Annotated in this window: 17 protein-coding genes; 8 read left to right on the top strand and 9 right to left on the bottom strand. The window is 66.0% G+C overall.

Annotated features, from left to right (window positions below; all coding sequences use genetic code 11):
• The first annotated feature begins 59 nt into the window (after positions 1–59).
• Positions 60–1,430 (top strand): TIGR03808 family TAT-translocated repetitive protein, encoded by a 1,371-nt coding sequence (locus WN73_RS44250; RefSeq protein WP_028172298.1) that lies wholly within the window; start codon positions 60–62, stop codon positions 1,428–1,430.
• 118 nt (positions 1,431–1,548) lie between these two features.
• On the opposite strand, the gene WN73_RS44245 is transcribed toward WN73_RS44250, so the two are convergent.
• From WN73_RS44245 to WN73_RS44230, 4 genes are all read right to left on the bottom strand, one after another.
• Positions 1,549–2,346 carry a TIGR03809 family protein gene (locus tag WN73_RS44245; protein WP_049832423.1) on the bottom strand — a complete coding sequence of 266 codons (798 nt, stop codon included), beginning with the start codon at positions 2,344–2,346 and terminating at the stop codon, positions 1,549–1,551.
• 486 nt (positions 2,347–2,832) lie between these two features.
• The gene (locus WN73_RS44240; RefSeq protein ID WP_271558448.1) at positions 2,833–4,518 is read right to left on the bottom strand and encodes a S8 family serine peptidase; all 1,686 of its coding nucleotides are present in this window, start codon (positions 4,516–4,518) and stop codon (positions 2,833–2,835) included.
• 15 nt (positions 4,519–4,533) lie between these two features.
• Positions 4,534–5,229, bottom strand: coding sequence for a hypothetical protein (locus WN73_RS44235; protein WP_011085827.1), 696 nt, complete (start codon positions 5,227–5,229; stop codon positions 4,534–4,536).
• Positions 5,226–5,795, bottom strand: a complete 570-nt coding sequence (locus WN73_RS44230) for a sigma-70 family RNA polymerase sigma factor (protein ID WP_038965738.1) — start codon at positions 5,793–5,795, stop codon at positions 5,226–5,228. Before WN73_RS44230 ends, WN73_RS44235 begins: the two co-directional genes overlap by 4 nt.
• 439 nt (positions 5,796–6,234) lie before the next feature.
• Between WN73_RS44230 and WN73_RS44225 the strand changes: the two genes are divergently transcribed.
• Both WN73_RS44225 and WN73_RS44220 read left to right on the top strand, forming a co-directional pair.
• Positions 6,235–7,392 carry a GGDEF domain-containing protein gene (locus WN73_RS44225; RefSeq protein WP_271558447.1) on the top strand — a complete coding sequence of 386 codons (1,158 nt, stop codon included), beginning with the start codon at positions 6,235–6,237 and terminating at the stop codon, positions 7,390–7,392.
• A gap of 62 nt (positions 7,393–7,454) precedes the next feature.
• Positions 7,455–8,558 (top strand): DUF2336 domain-containing protein, encoded by a 1,104-nt coding sequence (locus WN73_RS44220; RefSeq protein ID WP_028172303.1) that lies wholly within the window; start codon positions 7,455–7,457, stop codon positions 8,556–8,558.
• Here the strand turns inward: WN73_RS44220 and WN73_RS44215 are convergent.
• Positions 8,555–9,193: an NrsF family protein gene (locus tag WN73_RS44215; RefSeq protein ID WP_011085823.1), complete on the bottom strand. Its 639-nt coding sequence runs from the start codon at positions 9,191–9,193 to the stop codon at positions 8,555–8,557. The two genes, WN73_RS44220 and WN73_RS44215, sit on opposite strands and share 4 nt — an antisense overlap.
• Positions 9,194–9,195: 2 nt before the next feature.
• Entirely contained in the window at positions 9,196–9,741 is a 546-nt protein-coding gene (locus tag WN73_RS44210) for a sigma-70 family RNA polymerase sigma factor (protein WP_028172304.1), read from the bottom strand.
• A 288-nt stretch (positions 9,742–10,029) separates the two neighbouring features.
• On the opposite strand from WN73_RS44210, the gene WN73_RS44205 reads away from it, so the two are divergent.
• The 5 genes from WN73_RS44205 to WN73_RS44185 all read left to right on the top strand — a co-directional run bounded on the left by WN73_RS44205 (position 10,030) and on the right by WN73_RS44185 (position 14,897).
• Positions 10,030–10,722 carry a hypothetical protein gene (locus tag WN73_RS44205; RefSeq protein ID WP_028172305.1) on the top strand — a complete coding sequence of 231 codons (693 nt, stop codon included), beginning with the start codon at positions 10,030–10,032 and terminating at the stop codon, positions 10,720–10,722.
• Between the two features lie 182 nt (positions 10,723–10,904).
• Entirely contained in the window at positions 10,905–11,684 is a 780-nt protein-coding gene (locus WN73_RS44200) for an enoyl-CoA hydratase (RefSeq protein WP_011085820.1), read from the top strand.
• A gap of 187 nt (positions 11,685–11,871) precedes the next feature.
• Positions 11,872–13,302, top strand: coding sequence for a TolC family outer membrane protein (locus WN73_RS44195; protein WP_028172306.1), 1,431 nt, complete (start codon positions 11,872–11,874; stop codon positions 13,300–13,302).
• 23 nt (positions 13,303–13,325) lie between these two features.
• Positions 13,326–13,883: a hypothetical protein gene (locus WN73_RS44190; protein WP_028172307.1), complete on the top strand. Its 558-nt coding sequence runs from the start codon at positions 13,326–13,328 to the stop codon at positions 13,881–13,883.
• Positions 13,884–13,934: 51 nt separating this feature from the next.
• Complete coding sequence (locus WN73_RS44185) at positions 13,935–14,897, top strand: amidohydrolase family protein (protein WP_028172308.1); 963 nt, start codon at positions 13,935–13,937, stop codon at positions 14,895–14,897.
• 20 nt (positions 14,898–14,917) lie between these two features.
• On the opposite strand, the gene WN73_RS44180 is transcribed toward WN73_RS44185, so the two are convergent.
• The 3 genes from WN73_RS44180 to WN73_RS44170 form a co-directional block, all read right to left on the bottom strand.
• Entirely contained in the window at positions 14,918–18,034 is a 3,117-nt protein-coding gene (locus WN73_RS44180) for an efflux RND transporter permease subunit (RefSeq protein ID WP_028172309.1), read from the bottom strand.
• 38 nt (positions 18,035–18,072) lie between these two features.
• Positions 18,073–19,317, bottom strand: coding sequence for an efflux RND transporter periplasmic adaptor subunit (locus WN73_RS44175; RefSeq protein ID WP_028172310.1), 1,245 nt, complete (start codon positions 19,315–19,317; stop codon positions 18,073–18,075).
• A 156-nt stretch (positions 19,318–19,473) separates the two neighbouring features.
• Complete coding sequence (locus tag WN73_RS44170) at positions 19,474–20,874, bottom strand: CoA transferase (RefSeq protein ID WP_028172311.1); 1,401 nt, start codon at positions 20,872–20,874, stop codon at positions 19,474–19,476.
• Positions 20,875–20,921: the final 47 nt, after the last annotated feature.

Genomic DNA, 20,921 nt, shown 5'->3' with positions numbered 1-20,921 from the left:
CCATTTCTGCGCTACCTAACCGCTGCGGACACTTCCCGCGTCCGCCGGAGGACGCATCCATGGACCTCAACCGGCGTCATCTCATCGGAGCCTCGACCGCCGGCATCGCCGGCGCGCTGGCCATGCCGGTCGACGCTGCGCGCGCGGCGCCGCTGACGTCGCTGCTCGGCCGCGATGCCACGCAATATGGCGTGCGGCCCGGCAGCAGCGAGGACCAGACCCGCGGACTCCAGCGCGCCATCGACGAGGCCGCGCGAGCGCAGATGCCGCTGGCGCTGCCGCCAGGCGTCTACCGCAGCGGATTGCTACGGCTGCCGAACGGCACACAACTGATCGGCGTGCGCGGCGCGACGAAATTCGTCTTCACCGGCGGGCCGTCGGCGATCCAGAGCGACGGCGCCGATGCGATCGGCCTTTCCGGCATCACCTTCGACGGTGGCGGCATCCCGCTGCCGACACGGCGCGGACTGATCCACGTTCTCGGCGGCCGCGACGTCCGCATCACCGATTGCGAGATCACAGGCTCCGGCGGCAGCGGCATCTGGCTCGAGCAGATCTCAGGCGATATCTCCGGCAACATCTTCACCAGCATCGCGGTGACGGCCGTGGTCTCGTTCGACGCCAAGGGCCTCAGCGTCGCCCGCAACACCATCATCGGCACCAACGACAACGGCATCGAGATCCTGCGCAGCGCGATCGGCGATGACGGCACGCTGGTCGCAGACAACCGCATCGAGGACATCAAGGCCGGCCCCGGCGGCTCCGGCCAGTACGGCAACGCCATCAACGCCTTCCGCGCCGGCAATGTGATCGTGCGCGGCAACCGCATCAAAAATTGCGACTATTCCGCGGTGCGCGGCAATTCCGCCTCCAACATCCACATCACAGGCAACAGCGTCAGCGATGTGCGCGAGGTCGCGCTCTATTCCGAGTTCGCGTTCGAGGCCGCCGTGATCGCCAACAACATTGTGGACGGCGCCGCCGTCGGTGTCTCCGTCTGCAATTTCAACGAGGGCGGCCGCATCGCGGTGGTCCAGGGCAACATCATCCGCAATCTGATCCCGAAGCGGCCGATCGGCACCGCGCCTGACGACGATGCCGGCGTCGGCATCTACATCGAGGCGGATACCTCGGTGACCGGCAACGTGATCGAGAACGCGCCGTCCTACGGCATCGTCGCCGGCTGGGGCAAATATCTGCGCGACGTCGCGATCACGGGCAACGTGATCCGCAAGGCGCTGGCCGGAATCGGCGTCTCCGTGGTGCCGGGCGCCGGCACCGCGCTCGTCAACAACAACATGATCTCCGAGACCCCGCGTGGCGCTGTGGTCGGCCTCGATCACGCGCGCGCGGTGACGGCGGATCTGGCGGCGGACGGCGCGCAGCGCTTTGCGCAGGTGGTGGTCGGCGGGAACGCGGTGCGGCGGTAGCTGCGCGGCAGCGGACGGGCCGTTCATCCTTCGAGGCTCCCCATGGGACGCGTTGCGTCCCATGCCTCACACCTCAGGATGACGGGTTTGAAAAGGCGCGGCCGCCTCACCTTTCCTCTTAGAACGTATTCCGCAGCAGCGGGTATTTCGCTTCGATGCCGTCGAGGCTGAGGGTGAATTCGACGACGCGCTCGGGGGCGGCGACGATTTCGTCCGCCGGGGGCGAGAATTGCTGCAGCAGCGTTGCCACCGCGGCAGGCGCCTTCACTGCAGGTGCGGCAACCGATGCTATTGCAGCGGGTTCGGCGAACGGCGACCTCACGGGAGGCGCGGTGCGCGGCGCCAACGCAGCAGGCGCTGCGGACGGCGGCCTCACGACAGGTACCGTCGGCAGCGCCCTCGCCGCGGGAGCCTTGAGCGGGGGGACGGCGGCGGGTGCAGTGAACGATGCCACCGCAGCGGGCGCCGCGAGCGGTGCGCTGGGAGCGAGCGGCACGAGCGGGGCTTCGGTCACCTCGGCGAGCACATTCGGCGTGGGGGCGAGCCTGACCGGCACGGCGGTCTCGGGGGCGATGTGGACCGCCTTCGGCTGCATGGTCTGGGCCTGCTGCTCGCGCGGCGCCATGCGGGGCATTGTCGCCGGCGACCAGCCGAATGCGGGGGTGACGCTCGCGGCCGCCGCGGCAACGTCCCCGCCGGTGGCGATGGCGCGCCAGGTCTGGACGGCGCGCTTGGCTTCCTGGATGTTTTCGAGGAATGCGATCTCGGAGTGATAGCGGCGCCAGCGTCCGGTCTCGAACATTTCGGAGAGATGTTGCAGCCGCTGTTCCGCGAGAACGCACCAGCGTGCCGCGATCTCACGGCTACCAGCCGCGCCGCGAACAAGATCGCGAACAGACTCTTGGCGATGTGTCATGGACCAGCCCGTCAGGAGAAAAATACGGACGCGGGGGACGCAACGCACACGAATCAATTTAGACGCGACATGAATATTTTGTGGAAAAGTTTTGACTTGTCCAGCAACGACACCTCGTTCGTCGTCAAAGACCGTAGTCGTGCGGAGATTTGCTGTGTTTTCGAGTCAAGCTTCGCACAAGCATAGCGGGCGTGCGAGATGCCGGCCGACCGATGGCGATGAACGCAAACGCGATCGCTCAACCGGAAGCTGATCTCAAACACGGCTTCAAGGAATCGGATGCCCCGAAAAGAAAAGACCCGTCCGGGGGGACAACCGGACGGGTCGAGCCATATGGGCGCTTGGGGTGGATGGGCGCTCGCGCCTGATATGACTGATGGGGAGGGATGACCGCTCCCACATAATTTGGTCGTGGCAGCCGGCTGAACGTTCAATGCGGCGTTCGATTATTTAACCTTCGACCCGCGCGCAAAGTTGTCGCAGCGCCTATCGCGTCGCCGGCCTATCCACCTGAGAAATCGTGGATTTATCATCCGAGCTCGACAGCGAGGGCTGCTCGATCGCGCGGATGCCGGGCTCGTCGCGACGTGGCTGCCCATCTTCACGTTTTGTTGTACCGGACGCAGCCGCAACCGGCGTCGCGCTGTCGGCGGGAACAGCCATGATCGCGGCAAACGCATCGGCCTCGCCGTCGCCGAACAGATCATCACGCCCGGGTGAGCCGAGATCGCGCGCGGTCTTCGCAAGCGTCATGCGCAGCGCCTCCGGCTTGAGCGCGTAGTTGCGCTCGAGCAGCAGCGCCGCGACGCCGGAGACATAGGCCGCCGAGAACGAGGTTCCCGACGTCATCTGGTATTTGCCTTCCGGCGCCGGCAGGAAGATGTCGACGCCCGGCGCCGCCAGCGCGATGTAGTTGCCGCGGTTCGAGGCGGTGAACAACTTGTCCTGCTGGTCGGTCGCGCTGACCGCGATCACGTTGGGATTGGCGGCGGGATAGAGCGGCGGCGATTTCGCACCCGCATTGCCGGCGGCCGCGATCAGCACGAGGCCGCGCGCCGCGGTCGCCGCGATGGCCCGCTCGATCACGGCATCCTTCGGACCTGCAAAGCTCATATTGACGATCTGCGCGCCATGCTCGGCGGCGTAGTTCAACGAGCGCAGGATGATATAGGACGAGCTCTCGGCGCCACCCGTGGTGCCGCCGAAGGCGCGGATCGCGATGATGCGCGCCTCGGGCGCGCTGCCCATCAGCCGGGCATGCGCCACGATCGCCCCGGCGATGCCGGTGCCGTGAATATGCGGGCCCTCGGCGCTGCCGAGCGCGTCGAAATTGTCGGCGATGGAATTGGCGAGCTCGGGATGTTTGGCGTCGATGCCGGAGTCGATCACGGCAACCGTCACGTTGGCGCCGTGCGCCAGCGTGTGCGCCTGCGGGAGGCGAAGCTTTGTCAGCACATATTGCGCGGGATCGCCCTCGGTCGGCACGGAGGATTTCTGGTCCTGGAGCACGTAGCGGAAGTTGGGCTGGACCGAGCGCACGCTACCGTCGGCGGCGAATTCGCGCCGCACCGTCTCGGCGGGCCGGCCGTCGGTGATGCGGAACAGGCCGAAGGTCGCCCCGATCAGCGGAAAATTCTCGGACGCGACGCGCGCGAGGCCGTGGCGACGCGCGAGCTCATCGGCTTCGGTCACCGATAGCGCGCCGTCGATCTCGGCGACGAATTCGCCTGCGAAGATGCGCTGGTTCAGGGCGACGGGCGTGTTGTTGCCGCGCCCCTTGCCCGCGCTCTTCTTGCCGGACTTGCCGGCGCCGTCACCGCCTGTATTTGGCTGCGCCAGGCATTCGCCGTCGGCGTCGCGGTACGGTGCCGTGCAGGACGGATACAGGTTCGGCGAGTAGCGCGCATAAGGCAGCACCGGCGCCGGCCCTATTCGGGGCGTAGAGATACGTGCGGTCGTCATCGTGCGCGGGCCGCGATCAATGCTCACCGCCCGCGCAGCGACGTTGGGAGAGATGGTCGGCGTGCGCGAGGGAACGCTGATCGTGGGCGTGCGCATGATCGCCTGCGCCTGCGCAATCTCGACGCCGAGACTGGCGGCGAGCAGGAGCGCGGCTCCGACCGACGAAGCGTAGGCCCCGGCTCGCGACTTACTCTCGGACTTGCGCGTCATCGGTTCAGCGGCGCCTTACGGCGCCGCGACGGCGAGGTTGACGAACTTCTCGCGCTGCATCCTGCCGAGCAGCGAGGCGAGTTCGTCCTGGCTCATCGCCTTGTCGAACTGGAGGCGGAACATGCCGCCCTTGGCATCCCCGATGATCGAGGCCTGGTAGCTGTCGAGCAGCGCCGTGATGTCGGCGACCCGCGCCTCGGGCGTGAAGCGCACCAGCGCGCGCGCCGGCGCAACGGCAGCGCCAAGCTCGCGCGTGATCGGCGCGCTGGTCGAAAGCGAGGCGGTCTGGAAGGTCGTGGGCTGGGTCTTCATCAGCACCGCGCCGATGATGCCGGCCTGGAGCACGAGCGCGACTGCACCGAGGCTCGCCGACCAGGCCAGGGTCCGCGGCGACAGGCTCGCGAAGAAGGTCGCGATGCGCGCCGACAGCGGCAGCGATCCGGTCTCACGCGCCGGCTCGGCGTCGATCGCGCCGAACAGCTTCTGCATCGCGCGTGCCGACGGAGCCCCCAGGCTCTCGTTCAGATGGATGGTCTCTTCGTACTCGCCGCGGATCGCGGCATATTGTTTCGCGAGCTCGGGATCACGCGCCAGCGCGTCCTCGACGCGGCGGGCGTCGCGCGCGTTCAGCGTGCCGGCCGCGTGCCACGGCAGCAGCAGTTCAATCTCACTGGGCTCTTGCTCCAGCATCTTTTTGCTCAAAGCCATCATGGCCAGCCTCGCTCAACGCCGGCTGCCTTCAGCAGTTCGGCCAGTTTCTTGCGCGCATAGAACAAGCGCGTCTTTACAGTGTTCTCCGGTATCCCGACGATTTCGGCCACTTCTTCCACGGACTTCTCGTGGTAGTAGACGAGATCGACGATTTCCCGGTGTTCCGGCGAGAGGCCCGTCAGACACTCCCGCAACGCTTCACTGGTATCCTTCTTCTGCACCACCGTTTCCGGATTGTCGGACGTATCCTCGATCGCGTTCGCGGCGTCTTCGTCCAACTCAAAGTCCTTCCTGCGCCGGAGCGCCGAGAGGGCCTTGAATCGGGTAATGGCCAGCAGCCAAGTGGAAACTGCGGATCGACCCTCGAACTTGCCGGCTTGACGCCAGACGTCGAGAAACACCTCGCTGATGAGGTCTTCCGCCGCCTGCTCGTCCCGTACGAGCCTGAGGCCGAACCTGTAGACCCTGACATGGTGCCGCCCGTACAGCACCTGCATGGCAAGCCGGTCACCCTGAGCGATCCTGGCGATGAGGATCTCGTCCGAAGCCGCCTGTGTCACGCTCAAAGGCCGTCTCGCAAGGTTGGTCGGGTCGATGCAGCGGACGGTTCGACGGAAGGTGCAAAATTGTTCAACCTACCGCAGTCATACGGGAGCTTGTGTGATCTACCCCACATACGCGGATTTTTCCTGTCCCGCCCGTGCGGGTCGGCCGTTTGGATCCAGATCGGTAACATAATACTGCAACATTTCCCTGCGGAACGCCTGCCCGGTCACGGGCGGGCCGACCAAGTTCGGTTCCATAGCAGTCCTGCACGACGTATGTCTCACGAAGGCCTGCTTTGGCTCGACCGCATCGCAAACGATGCCTAATCGCCGGCAAATTCCCCCAGCGACCGACATCACCCTGTTCTGCGCTGCACGGTTCGGATTCGCTTCCAAAGGATACCAAACCTAAAGGCTTGCCACGTAGATTTTTGGGCTGACATCCACCATTGGCGGGACCATGAACACGGCCGCGACGTCCTTTCCGGAGAGGAATGCCGCTGAGGTCGCGGAACTCGTTCTCGCGCCCGAGGCGGCGGCCCCCGAAGTCCGGGAGCGCCGGGCCCGGCAGCGCCGCCAGATGTATGTCGGCCAGGTGGCGAGCTACTCGCTCGGCGCCTCGGTCCTGCTGATCTACGCCTATGACGGCACGATCTCGGTCGACATTGCCTCGCTGTTCTGGTTCGGCGGCCTCCTGATCATCGGCACGTTCACCGTGCTGTCGGAAGCCGGCATCGGCGACAGATTCACCGACCACTATCTCACCGTCTTCCAGATCTCGGCGCATATGGCGCTGCAATTCGTGTTCCTGCTGTCGGTCCCGACCATCGGCATCGCCTTCATCTGCGTGCTGTTCCTGATCTTCGCCTTCGGCACGCTGCGCATGACCTCGGCCCAGGCGATGATCACCTGGACGCTCGCAGCCATCGGCCTTGCCGCCGTCTTCCTCGCCTCCGACCTGCCGATCGGCATGCCCGTTGCAACCCGGCTGCAGCGGACCGCCTCGATGCTGTGCTTCGTGCTGGTGATCGGCCAGTGCGCCTTCCTCGGCCTGTTCGGCGCCACGCTACGCAAGATCCTGTACCAGCGCAGCATCGAGCTGAAGGCTGCCTATCAGCGCATCGAGGAACTGGCCGAGCTCGACGAGCTGACCGGCTCCTACAACCGCCGCTGCATCATGCGACTGCTCGACGTCGAGATGGACAAGTCGCGGCGGGCATCGACATCTTGCGCGATCGCGCTGATCGATCTCGACTGGTTCAAGCGCATCAACGATGCCCACGGCCATCCCATCGGCGACGAGGTGCTGCGCACCTTCGCGATCACCATATTCGCCAACATCCGCCCGACCGACTGCTTCGGCCGCTACGGCGGCGAGGAATTCCTGCTGTTGCTGCCGGACACCGACGGCGAGGCGGCCTCGCGCATGCTCGAGCGCTTGCGCAGCATCGTCGCCGATCTCGACTGGAGCGCATTCTCCCCCGGCATGCGCGTGACGATTTCCGCGGGCGTCGTGACGCTGCGCGACGTTGATACTGCCGACACGTTTCTCGCGCGCGCCGACAGCGCGCTCTATTCAGCCAAGGCGCAAGGCCGCAACCGTATTGCAACGAACTGACCAACCCATTTTCTCCGGCACGTGAGAAGCCGCCGCCGGACCAAACGCTCCAGGACAGGGCAATGATATCCAGATCCGCCAGACCATCCGAGAACCTGCTCGAGGAATTGCAGGCTGCGCTCTCGCACGGCACCGTTGCGCGCCGGGTCGAGGCGCTGCGCCGCGTCACCGATCTGTTCGTGGGCAATGCAGTGGATTACTCCGACGAGCACATCCGCGTGTTCGACGACGTATTCCAGTGCCTGATCGAACAGATCGAGACCTCGGCGAGGACGCTGCTCGCCGACCGCCTCGCACCGATCGCGGCGGCACCGCCGAAGATCATCCGCACGCTCGCGCTCGACGAGGTGATCGAGGTCGCAGGACCGGTGCTGTCGAAATCGGAACGGCTGGACGAGGCGACCCTGATCGAGATCGCGCGCACGCGGAGCCAGGCGCATCTGAAGGCGATCTCGCTGCGGCGGGTGCTGTCGGCAGCACTCACCGACGTGCTGGTGACGCGCGGCAACGAGGACGTCGTGCAATCGACCGTCAGCAATCCCGGCGCACAGCTCTCCGAGGACAGCCTCTCCGACCTCGTCACGCGGGCCGAGCGCGACGACGACCTCGCCACATGCATCGGCCTGCGGCCCGACCTGCCGCGCCATCACTACCTGAAGCTGGTCGCGAAGGCGTCCCTGAGCGTGCGCAGGAAGCTCGAGGCCGCGCATCCGGAGCTCGCGGACGAGGTGTCGAGCGTGGTCCAGGAAGCGGCCCAGCGGGTCCGCGCCGCGGCCATGACCCGGCAAACCGAGATAGCGCGCGCGCTGGTAAAGTCGCTCCACGAGGACGGCCGCCTCAACGAATTCCAGGTCACCGCCTTCGCCGAGCAAGGCAAGTTCGACGAGACCAATGCGGGCCTCGCGGCGCTCGCCGGCGTTGCGGTCGAGACCGCCGAGAACATGATGATCGAGAGCCGCACCGAGGGCGTGATGATCCTCGCCAAGGTCGCGGGCATGTCGTGGGCGAGCGTGCGCGCAATCATCGCCCTGCGCGAAAAGCTCTCGGGCGGCTCGCAGACCGACATGCTGACGCTGCGCGATACCTACGAGGCCCTGCGCTCATCGACCGCGCAGCAGGTGCTGCGTTTCCACCGCATGCAGCACGGCACGACGCCCGCGGCCTAATACCGCAACACCCTCGCCCCGAGCAGCGCTCCGATCGCGGCTACCAGCGCCGTCGCGATCGTGTACCAGGTCGCGACGAACAGCGGCGAGTCGTCGGTGCAGTGCGAGGCGTAGAGCGTCGCAGCGAGCCCGGCCGACACCAGGCCGGCGAGCGCACCGGCGAGCGCGGGGTGCGATGGCGCGCCGTGGCGCAGGCCGAACAGCGCCCCCGCCAGCAGCGGCAGCGACATCGCCGGGATCGCCAGCAGGCAAACCCTGGAGTTCTTGCCCATCAAGCGCATCGACATCGGCATGGCCGGCGCCATCATCGTCTCGCCGCCGATCGCGACCGCAAGAAGGCCGACGGGAAGCAGCAATAGCCAGCCCCAGCCGCGCAGCAAGGCCTCGGGCCGCGACAGATGCAGGCTGACGATGATCGCGGGGATCGCGAGCGACAGCGTCACGGCGAACTTCATGTCGAAGAACGGGTTGTGCATGGCACTCATCACGTCGGGCCGCACGCCGAGGAACGTCGCGAAGATCAGGATCGACAGCGGCGCGGCGACCAGGAGCGCCATGGTCAGCACGGCGCCGACGCGCGGGGTGCGATGGGCGTTGTCGGCCGCAAGCGAGCGAATGAGTTGATCGGTATCCATGACTAGTGGTCCCGCAGTTTGGCCGTGAGCGCCGCAAGCCCGCGATGCAGCGCGACCCGTACTGCGCCCTCGCTCATCGAAAACTTTGCCGCCGTGTCCTTGATCGACGCGCTGTCGACCGCGATCGACTGCAACACGTCGCGCTGGCGCTGCGGCAGCGTGTTGAGCTGCGCCGTGACCTCGCCCGCCGAAGCCGTCTCCTGCGGCGTCTCGCCCGGCAGGGTCTCGGCGAAATCATCGATGTTGACGAAGACCCGCCGGCCACGTCGTCTTAGCGCATCGATCAGCTTGTTGCGGGCGATCGCGAACAGCCAGGGTGCGAAGGGGGCTTCGCTGTCCCAGGTGTGCCGCTTCAGATGCACCGCCAACAGAATCTCCTGCACGATATCCTCGGCCTGGTCGGGAGGCTGGCCGGCCCGCGCCAGCCCGCGCCTCGCGGCAGCGCGCAGCACCGGCGTGACCGCCTTCAACAGGCGATGATACGCCGCATCATCGCCCGCCATGGCCGACCGCATCAGGCCGGTCCATTCGTCCTCACGTCCGCGCACCCGCGCCCTCATCATGCAATTCGGCCGCTCTTTCAATTTGTTACGCCGGCACCGGTACGATCACGGTTTCGTGATTGACGCTGTGCCACCGTCCAATGCGGCCGTGGAAATCCGCGACGGCTCATAACACCGATCGGTCCCGTTCGCATCCGGCGACCGGCCGCGAAGGGGCGGCTTGCCCCGTTTTTGCCCGGTCTAGCCCGAAGATTCCCATTTTTTGCCCCGCTATCGTCACGCCACGGCGTCTCTGTTCGGTCCGGGCATGGGTGGATTGGGGAGATCGTCAACATGATCAAAGCCAGCGGGCGCGCTGCCCTGATTCTTTTGGCCGGGCTTTTCCTGCTGTTCGGAGGCGCTGCACAGGCGGCGCCGAGTTCGGCTGCGAGCAGCCCATCGGACAGCGCAGGCAAACAGGCTGATGCAGTCCAGCCGAGCAAGCACCGGCGTCACTCTGCGCGCCGCACCAGCAGCAAGACGGCGCAGAAGTCCTCCGACGACAAGGCCGGCAAGACGGACGCTGCGGCAAAGACCGATGCGGCCAGGGCTGACAGCAAGGCCGACAACAAGGCTGGTGGCGATGTGCCGGCCTCGAGCCAGATGCCGCCGGAGGTCGCCAACGCTAAGGCTCAGCTCGCCGCCGCCGATACGCCGCCCGCGGCTGCGGCCTCCGCGATGACGGACCGCGCCAACGACAACGTCCAGGCAGCGGCCGATAATACCGCCGCCCCGAATGCCGAGAGCCAGGTGGTGGCGCCCGACCAGCTCAACGATCTCGACCGCGCCCTGCAACAGGACAGCCCGCCGGCGCAGAAGCAGAACGCGGTGATCGCCGCAACCGACGCGCAGCCGCGACCCGCGCCGGTGATGGCGAGCAGCCACCAGAGCTCGGCCTGGGACCAGAGCTCCCTGATCGGCAAGATCTTCATCGGCGTCGGCACGCTGCTGACCCTGGCCTCCGCCGCGCGGATGTTCATGGCCTGATCTCTTGGCCTGAGTTCTTGGCCTGATCTTATGGCCTGATCTTTTGGCCCGACGGACCTCGCCCGGGACGCGCAGTTTGCTGCGCGTCCCGGGCGGCCTTGTTCCGGCAGCTTTTCGGGGCCCCTTGAAGCCCACCGCGGCAGCAGGCACATTGCCCGCCCAATCAGAAGCGTGGGTGGAGCATGAGCACGTTCGAACACATCATCGTCGAAAGCCAAGGCGCGGTCGGCATCATCAAGCTGAACCGGCCGAAGATGCTCAATGCGCTCTCCTTCGGCGTCTTCCGCGAGATTGCGGCCGCCGTCGACGATCTCGAGGGCGATGATGCCATCGGCTGCATCGTCGTGACCGGCAGCGAGAAGGCCTTTGCCGCCGGCGCCGACATCAAGGAGATGCAGCCGAAGGGCTTCATCGACATGTTCTCCGAGGATTTCGCCGCGATCGGCGGCGACCGCGTCGCGCGCTGCCGCAAGCCGACCATCGCCGCTGTCGCGGGCTACGCGCTCGGCGGCGGCTGCGAGCTCGCCATGATGTGCGACTTCATCATCGCCGCCGACACCGCCAAGTTCGGCCAGCCCGAAATCACGCTCGGCACCATTCCCGGCATCGGCGGCACCCAGCGCCTGACCCGCGCGATCGGCAAGTCCAAGGCGATGGACCTCTGCCTCACCGGCCGCATGATGGATGCGGCGGAAGCCGAGCGAAGCGGCCTTGTCAGCCGCATCGTGCCCGCCGACAAGCTCATGGACGAGGTGATGGCGGCCGCCGAAAAGATCGCGTCGATGTCACGGCCCGCCGTCGCCATGGCCAAGGAAGCGGTGAACCGCGCCTTCGAGACCACGCTCGCCGAGGGCATGAGCGTCGAGCGCAACCTGTTCCACTCGACCTTCGCGCTGGAAGACCGCTCCGAGGGCATGGCCGCGTTCATCGAGAAGCGCAAACCGGTGAACAAGAACCGCTGAGGCGGCACCTGGTCAGGCCGGTGTAAGGCTCTGACGCTTTCCCGCACAACCCCTGTGACGCGCCTGCAACAAGCACGGAATACATGGGGGTTTTCCCCGCGGCAGTTTGCCTGCGGGACCCCGGCTGGTTAAACAGTTAAGAGGCCACCGTCGGCGGGGGCGGACAGCCGGGGTTTAGCGGGATTACATGATTGGGCGTGCCGCCAGAGTTGGTCGCGTGATGACGCGGCATCGATCGGGCGTGGGTCCTGTGCTTGCGACATGGACCGCGCTGGCGCTCTGTTGCGCCCTGCCCTCGGCCGCCGGGGCCGAAGCCCTGCCGGAGGCGCTGGCCAAGGCCTACCAGACCAACCCGCAGCTCAATGCCGAGCGCGCGCGGCAGCGTGCGACCGATGAGAACGTGCCGCAGGCGCTCGCCGGCTACCGGCCGCAACTCGTTGCAAGCCTCAGCGCCGGCTTGCAGTCGGTGCGCAACCTGTTGCCCAACAACACGATCCAGACCGCCAATCTGACGCCATGGGTCATCGGCGTCACCGTGACGCAGACCCTGTTCAACGGCTTCCGCACCGCCAATAACGTGCGGGCCGCCGAGCTCCAGGTGCAGTCGGGCCGCGAGGCGCTGCGCAATGTCGGCCAGGGCGTGCTGCTCGACGCGGTCACCGCCTACACCAATGTGCTGGCGAATCAGTCGCTGGTGGAGGCGCAGCGCTCCAACGTCGCCTTCCTGCGCGAGACGCTTTCCGTCACCCAGCGCCGTCTCAACGCCGGCGACGTCACGCCGACCGACACCGCGCAGGCCGAGGCCCGTCTCAACCGCGGGCTCTCCGACCTCAATGCCGCCGAAGTCGCGCTCGCGGTGAGCCAGGCTATATACGCGCAGGTGATCGGCAATGCGCCATCGCAGCTTCGGGCCGCCGAAGTGGTCGACCGCTATCTGCCGAAGAGCCGCGAGGATGCGCTGACAATGGCGATCCGCCAGCATCCAGCCGTGATGGCGGCAGGCTTCGACGTCGATGTCGCCTCCACCAACATCCGCGTCGCGGAAGGCGCCCTGCTGCCGAGCGCCAGCATCCAGGGCAGCGCCAGCAAAAGCCGCAACAACGACCCCACACTCGGCACCTTCGCAGAGGACCAGGCCTCGATCGTCGCCAACGTCACCGCGCCGATCTATGACGGCGGCCAGGCCGCCGCGCAGACCCGGCAGGCCAAGGAGATTACCGCTCAGAGCCGGCTCGTGCTCGACCAGGTGCGCAATCAGGCCCGCACCGCGGCGGTCAGCGCCTGGGTTGCGAACGAAGGCGCCAAGATCGCGGTCTCGGCCTCCGAGTCCGAAGTGAAGGCGGCGACCGTCGCGCTCCAGGGCGTGCAGCGCGAGGCCGCCGGCGGACAGCGCACGACGGTGGACGTGCTGAACTCGCAGGCCGATCTGATCCAGGCCAAGGCCCGTCTGATCGGCGCGCTGCGCGACCGCGTGATCGCTTCCTACACGCTGCTCAGCGCCGTCGGCCATCTCGACGTCAAGACCTTGAGCCTGAACACGCCGGACTACCTGCCGGAGGTGCACTACCAGCAGGTCCGCGACGCCTGGCACGGCCTGCGCACGCCGTCGGGGCAGTAGTTTCAATCTTTTGGCCCGGTGCCATGAAGAGCCGCCGCATCCATCTGATGGGAGCTTCGGGGTCCGGCGTGACGACGCTCGGCCGCGCGCTCGCCGGGCGGCTTGCGCTTCCGCATCACGACAGCGATGATTATTTCTGGCTGCCGACCGCGCCGCCCTACCAGACGACGCGCCCCGCCGCAGAGCGCCTGCGCCTGATGCGCGAGATGTTTCTGCCGCGTCTCGATTGGGTGCTGAGCGGATCGGTCACCGGCTGGGGCGACGAGCTCGTCCCGTTCTTCGATCTTGTCGTCTTTGTGACGACGCCGCGCGAGCTTCGCTTGCAGCGCCTGCGTGGCCGCGAGGCTGCGCATTTCGGAGCTGATGCCGTCGCACAGGGCGGCTGGCGTCATGAGGAGACGGAGTCGTTCGTCGAATGGGCCTCGCGCTACGAAGCCGGCGATCGCGAGGGCCGCAGTCTCGCAAGAGATGAGGCCTGGCTCGCGGGCCTGCCCTGCCCGGTCGTGCGCGTTGACGGCTCACACCCGCTTGCGAACCTTGTCGAGCAGCTATGCAGCGAAGCGGAGCGATTGCCGGGCTGATGTGATACTGTCCCGGTCCAACCTCCAAATAACGAAGCAGGGAGAGAAACCATGCTCGACCGACGCAGCGTCCTGCTTGCCTCACTTGCCGCCGGAGTAGCCATGACCAGCAAAGCCCACGCCCGCGCGTCGCAGCCCGCGACGCCGGTCAATTTCGACGTTCCGGCGCATGCCTGCGACTGCCACACCCACATCCATGGCGATCCCGAAAAGTTTCCGTTCTTCGCAGGCCGCGTCTATACGCCGGAGCTGGCGAGCCCTGAAGAAATGGCCGCGCTGCACAAGGCGCTGCATATCGAGCGCGTGGTGATCGTGACGCCGAGCGTCTACGGCACCGACAACTCCTCCACTCTGTTCGGCATGAAGGCGCGTGGCGGGACCGCGCGCGGGGTCGCCGTGATCGACGACAAGACGACCGAAGCGCAGCTCGACGCGATGCAGCAGGAAGGCTTCCGCGGCATCCGCATCAACCTTGCGACCGGCGGCATCAGCGATCCCAATGTCGGCCGGGCCCGCTTCACTGTGGCCGTCGAGCGCATGAAGGCGCGCGGCTGGCACGTGCAGCTCTACACCACGCTGCCGATGATCTCGGCGATCAAGGACCTGGTGCTGGCCGCGCCCGTGCCCGCGGTGTTCGATCATTTCGGCGGCCTCGAGGCTTCGCTCGGGCTGGAGCAGCCGGGATTTTCCGACCTGGTCGCGCTCGTCAAATCCGGCAAGGCCTATGTGAAGATCTCCGGCGCCTATCGCTCGTCAAAACTCGCGCCGGACTATCAGGACATGGTGCCCTTTGCGCGCGCGCTGATCGAGGCCAATCCGGATCGCATCGTCTGGGGCACCGACTGGCCGCATCCGGATTCGAGTCATGTCGAGGGACGGAAAGCCACCGACGTCGCGCCTCTCTACCAGATCGATGACGGCCGCCTGCTCAACCAGCTTCCGGTGTGGGCACCGGATGCGGATGTGCGCAAAAAGATCCTGGTCGACAATCCGGGGCGGCTCTACGGATTCTGAGTCGCGACGGCCGCCCGCGATCAGCGCGCACGGCGGGAGAAGAAGGAGATCAGGACCGGCAAGGTCACCAGGATCACGACCGGCGCCAGCATCATGCCGGTGACGACGACGACCGCGAGCGGCTTCTGCACCTGCGATCCGATGCCCTCCGACAGGGCAGCGGGCAAGAGGCCGACGCCGGCGACGACGCAGGTCATCAGCACGGGCCGAAGCTGAAGCTCGCCGGTGCGGATCACCGCGCTCACGCGGTCCATGCCTTCCTCGATGAGCTGGTTGAACTGCGACAGGATGATGATGCCATCCATGACCGCGATGCCGAACAGCGCGATGAAGCCGATCGCCGCAGAGACGCTGAACGCCGTGCCGGTGATCAACAGCCCGAGCACGCCGCCGAAGATCGCCATCGGGATCACGCTCATCGCGAGCAGCGTGTCGGTCATCGAGCCGAAATTGAACCAGAGCAGAACACCGATCAGCGCCAGCGAAATCGGCACCACGATCGACAGGCGCCGGATCGCGTCCTGGAGATTGCCGAACTCGCCGACCCAGTCCATGTGCGAGCCGGGCGGCAGTTGCACCTGGTCGGCGATCTTCTGCTGCGCCTCGCGGATCGCGCTGCCGAGATCGCGCTCGCGGACCGAGAACTTGATCGGCAGGTAGCGCTCCTGCTGCTCGCGGTAGATGTAGGCCGCGCCCGAGACGAGGCTGATGGTGGCGACCTCGCTCAACGGGATCTGCGTGACGGTCCCGTTCGGCCCCGGCGCGCCGATGCGCAGGTTCTGGATCGCCTCCGCGCTCCGGCGGTATTCCGGCGCAAGCCGAACGATGATCGGGAAATGGCGGTCGCTTCCGGGCTCGTAGAGATCGCCCGCGGTGTCGCCGCCAATCGCGACCTTGATGGTGGCGTTGATGTCGCCCGGTGCGAGGCCGTAGCGCGCGGCCTTGGCGCGGTCGATGTCGATCTGGATGGTCGGCTGACCGAGCGATGTGAACACCGCAAGGTCGGTGACACCCTGCACCGTCGACAGCACCTGCTTGATCTTGTTGGCGGTGTCGGTAAGCGCCTGCAGATCGCTGCCGAACAGCTTGATCGAGTTCTCGCCCTTCACGCCGGAGACGGCCTCGGAGACGTTGTCCTGGAGATATTGCGAGAAGTTGAACTCGACGCCGGGGAAGCGGTCGTCGAGCTGCTTGAGCAGTTGCGCGGTCAGCTCTTCCTTGTCGCGCGTGCCGGGCCATTGGCTCACGGGCTTGAGCGGCGCGAAGAACTCGGCGTTGAAGAAGCCGGCCGCGTCGGTGCCGTCGTCGGGACGGCCGTGCTGCGACACCACCGATTCCACCTCGGGCCGGGCGCGGATCACCTTGCGCATCTCGTTGACGTAGGTGTTGCCTTCCTGGAGCGAGATGGTCGGCGGCAGCGTGGCGCGGATCCAGAGATTGCCCTCTTCCAGCTTGGGCAGGAATTCGAGGCCGAGCAGCCGGCTGAGCGCCACCGTCATCAGCACGAGGCCGACCGCACCGCCGAGCATGATGCCGCGATTGGCGACGGCCCAATGCAGCACCGGCATGTAGATCCGGTGCAGGATCAACATGACTTTGGTCTCGGTTTCCTCGACATGCGCGGGCAGGATGATCGCGGACAGCGCCGGCGTCACCGTGAAGGTGGCCAGCAGCCCGCCGGCAAGCGCATAGGCATAGGTGCGCGCCATCGGTCCGAAGATGTTGCCTTCGACGCCGGAGAGCGTGAACAGCGGCAGGAAGGCCGCGATAATGATGGCGGCGGCGAAGAAGATCGAGCGCGACACGTCGGCCGCGGCGCTGAGGATGGCGTGGCTCTTCATGCCGAACAGCGTCTCGGATGACATGTGCTCGGATTCGGACACCGGCGTCGTCTGCGTCAGGCGGCGGAAGATCGCCTCCACCATGATGACGGTGGCATCGACGATCAGGCCGAAGTCGATCGCGCCGACCGACAGCAGGTTCGCCGATTCGCCGCGCAGCACCAGGATGATCACCGCGAAGAACAGCGCGAACGGAATGGTGGCGCCGACGATCAGCGCGCTGCGCAGGTCGCCGAGGAAGATCCACTGCAACAGCACGATCAGCAGAATGCCGACCACCATGTTGTGCAGCACGGTGTGGGTGGTGAGCTCAATCAGGTCGCCGCGGTCGTAGATGCGCTCGATGCGCACGCCGGGCGGCAGAATGCTGGAGTTGTTGATGGTTTGAACGAGCTGGTGGACGCGCTTGATGGTTGGCGAGCTCTGCTCGCCGCGGCGCATCAGGACGATGCCCTGCACGATGTCGTCGGCATCGTCGATGCCGGCAATACCGAGGCGAGGCCTCTGCCCGACTGTGACTGTGGCGACGTCCTTGACCAGCACCGGGTTGCCGTTGGTCTGCGAGACCATGGTGTTGGCAAGGTCGTCGATCGAACGTATCAGGCCGACGCCGCGAACCACGGCCGATTGCTGGCCGATATTGACGGTGTTGCCGCCGACATTGACGTTCGCATTGCCGACCGCCTGGAGCAGTTGCGGAAGCGTCAGGCCGTTGGCGACGAGCTTGTTGAAATCGACCTGGAGCTCGTAGGTCTTGCTCTTGCCGCCCCAGCCGGTGACGTCGATGACGCCCGGCACGGCGCGGAAGCGGCGCTGCAGGATCCAGTCCTGGATGGTCTTGAGGTCGAGCACGCTGTAGTTCGGCGGGCCGACCAGGCGGTAGCGGAAGATCTCGCCGATCGGGCTGAGCGGCGAGATCTGCGGCTGCACATTGCCCGGCAGCGGCGCGAGCTGCGCCAGGCGGTTCAAGACCTGCTGCAACGCCTCGTCGTAGGTGTAGGCGAAGGAGAACTGGAGCTTGATGTCAGAGAGGCCGTAGAGCGAGATGGTGCGGATGGTCGTGAGGTTCTTCAGACCCGCGACCTGGGTCTCGATCGGGATCGTGATGTAACGCTCGATTTCCTCGGCCGACAGGCCCGGGCTCTGCGTCACGATGTCGACCATCGGCGGGGTCGGGTCGGGATAGGCCTCGATATTGAGTTGGTTGAACGCGATCAAGCCGCCGATCAGCACGGCAACGAACATGCCGACCATCAGGTAGCGCCGGTTGACGGCAAGGGCGACGAGACGATCCATTCAGGTCTTCAGTTTGTTTTCAGTTTTTGGGTCGTCGATCAGCTGCCGGACGCCGCGCGGTCGATGAACAGGCTGCCCTTGGTGACGATTTGCTCGCCGGGTTGCAGGTTGCTCGTGACTTCGACGAGGTTGCCGTTGATCAGGCCGATCTTGATCTGGCGCAGCTCGACCGACTTGTCTTCGCGCGCCACCCAGATGCGAACCTTGTCGGCTTCATAGATCAACGCCTGTTTCGGCACCGCAGGTGCCGCGCGGTCGCCGGCCGAATAGATCGTGACGTTGGCGAACATTTCCGGCTTGAGCACGCCGTCCTTGTTGTCGATGGTGGCGCGAACCAGCAGACGGCGGGTGCTGGGATCGATCGCGGCGGCGACGTAGTTGATCTTGGCGGTCAGCGGCCGGCCCGGCAGCGCTATCACGTTGACGGTGATGTCCTGCCCGATGCACACAGCGGCCGCATCGCTCTCGCGCACGAAGGCGGTGAGCCAGACCGTGGAAAGGTCGCCGATCACGAAGACCGGATCGCTGGCGCCGGAATTGACGTACTGGCCCGGGCCGATCTTGCGCTGCACGACCGTGCCGGAGATCGGCGAGTAGATCGTGATCTCCCGATCGATGACGCCCTTGTCCTGGAACGCCTTGATGGTTTCGTCGGTGAAGCCGAGAATCCGCAGCTTGTTGCGTGCGGCTTCCAACGCCGTCGCCGAGGAGCGCATGTCGTTCTGCGCCTGGACCTGGGTGGCTTCCGCCTGCTGATAGTCCTTCAGCGGAATGGCGTGGCCCTCATAGAGATCCTTGGCCCGCTTGAACTGGATGTCGGCAAGATCGATCGCCGACTTCGCCTTGTTCTGCGAGGTCATCGCCGCAATGAAATCGTTCTGGGCCTGCACGGTGTCGGCGGCCTCGATCGTGAACAGCGGTTGACCTTGCTTCAGCATCTCGCCGGGCTTGGCGAGCAGCTTGGTGACCCGGCCCGCATAGGGCGAGAACACCGGCGTCGAGCGGTCCTCGTCGACCGCGACCTTGCCCTCGGTGACATATTCGGCCCGGAAGGTCTTGGCCTTGACCGGCTCGATCGTCAGGGTCGCCCATTCGGACGGGGTCGGCGTGAAATTCTGCGCATTCCTGCGCGACTGGCTGGAGACCTCGGAATGACTTTTTTCCTTGGTCCCCGCATAGAGGAAGCCGTAGGCACCGGCGCCGGCGAGTGCCAGTAAAACTACGGATGAGATCACCCGCTGTTTTGTAAGCACCTGCAATCGCTTGGTATTTTCAACTACCATGGGGCCCGGTCATGTCTGCGACGATCTCGGCAAACAATTGCCTCATCGGTCGCGCTAATAGTGCCGAATTCAGATTTCAAACAACCTAAAAAACGCCCGGCACCTTTCCGTTTGCGTTAAAATTTTGCGACGCGTCAGCTCCAAGTAAGCTCAGTGTCAGCTTCTCGCCGGCCACTGTGCCGGATGACTGCCGAGCGGCATCGCCGGACGGCTCCATTGCGCCGGCGTTCTCGACAGCAGCGCCGAATGGCGCACCGCTTTCAACGTGCCGAAGCCAGATGGCATGCTCTCGATGAACGCTGCATGTACAGCCTCGCCCGTAAGATCCGGGGTGTCCAGTCCGCCGTCGAGCCTGCCGAGATTCCACAACCAGCGGCCGGTCTGCGCCAGCGACACGCGCACGTGCCAGCTGCCGCCTTCGCGGGCCTGGCGCGCCCTGGCCATCATCGCGCCGAACGCCATGAGATAGCCGGTGGCGTGATCGAGTATCTGTGCCGGCAATTCCTTGGGACCGTCGATGCCGGCGGCCTTCCCCTCGGCATGGTTGAAGCCGGTGGTGGTTTGCACCAGAGAGTCGAAGCCGCGCCGCTCGGCCCAGGGTCCGGCATGACCGTAGGCTGACAGAGTCACGTAGACGATGCCGGGATTGATCTTCGCTGCCTCCTCGGGCGAGAAACCCAGAGCTGCGAGCGCGTGCGGGCGATAGCCTTGCGAGAAGATGTCGACGTCCTTCAACAGCGCACGCATCTGCGCCCTGCCCGCCTCGCTCTTCAGCTCGATGAAGGTGGTGAGCTTGCCGCGGCCGGTGTCGATGGTGAGCCAGGGAATGGCGGGCAACTCAGGCCCCGAGACCAGGAGCACATCCGCACCGTGCGCGGCGAGCGTACGGCCGGCGACGGGGCCCGCGATGACGCGGGAGAGATCGAGCACGCGGAGGCCGGCGAGCGGGCGATCGCCTTCAGGCCACGGCTTTGGCGGGGCCTCGCCGATCTTCTCGATCGAGATCAACGGCAGTTCGGCGAGCGCACATGCCTGCGGCAGTGCGGACCACTCGTCGTGAGAGCGCATCAGGGCAACGACGCCGCCGGCAGCGTAGGCCGCGGTTTCGAAATCCTCGCCCTTCCACCGCATCAAAGCGGCCTGCACCTTCTCGCGCTCCGCCTCGCAAGCCAGCACCTTGCAGACCGCGTCGCGGTGATGCGGAAAGTTGGTGTGGCAGCGGACGAAGCGGCCATCGCCTGTGCTGTAGACGCCGGCGATGGCGTCCCGGGCCGGTGGCGGCGGCTTGTCGTCGAGCCGCAAATAGCGCTCGGAACGGCATTCGGCCACGGCATGGCGCATGTCGACATGGACGTCCTGCACCTCGCCGCTGCGCAATCGCCAGATTTCGGCGGCAGCAAGGCCCGCGGCAGCGATTGTGGTTTGGCCGGCGACAGCGACACGAAACGAGGACGGGATCTGCGACTCTTCGCCGGTCAGTCGCACGCGTGCAAGCGCGGCCTGATCGCCGCCGGCGGAGGTCCAGATGCCCTCGAGAATATCGGCAGGACTTTGCATGGCCGCTTCTCTCCCTTTCGGGTTATTGTTTTGCGTACGATCCTTCC

Source organism: Bradyrhizobium sp. CCBAU 45394 (genome assembly GCF_028128655.1).
GTDB classification, from domain to species: domain Bacteria; phylum Pseudomonadota; class Alphaproteobacteria; order Rhizobiales; family Xanthobacteraceae; genus Bradyrhizobium; species Bradyrhizobium diazoefficiens.
The sequence above is the reverse complement of the archived record's forward strand: the minus strand, read 5'-3'. Positions and strand labels throughout refer to the sequence as shown.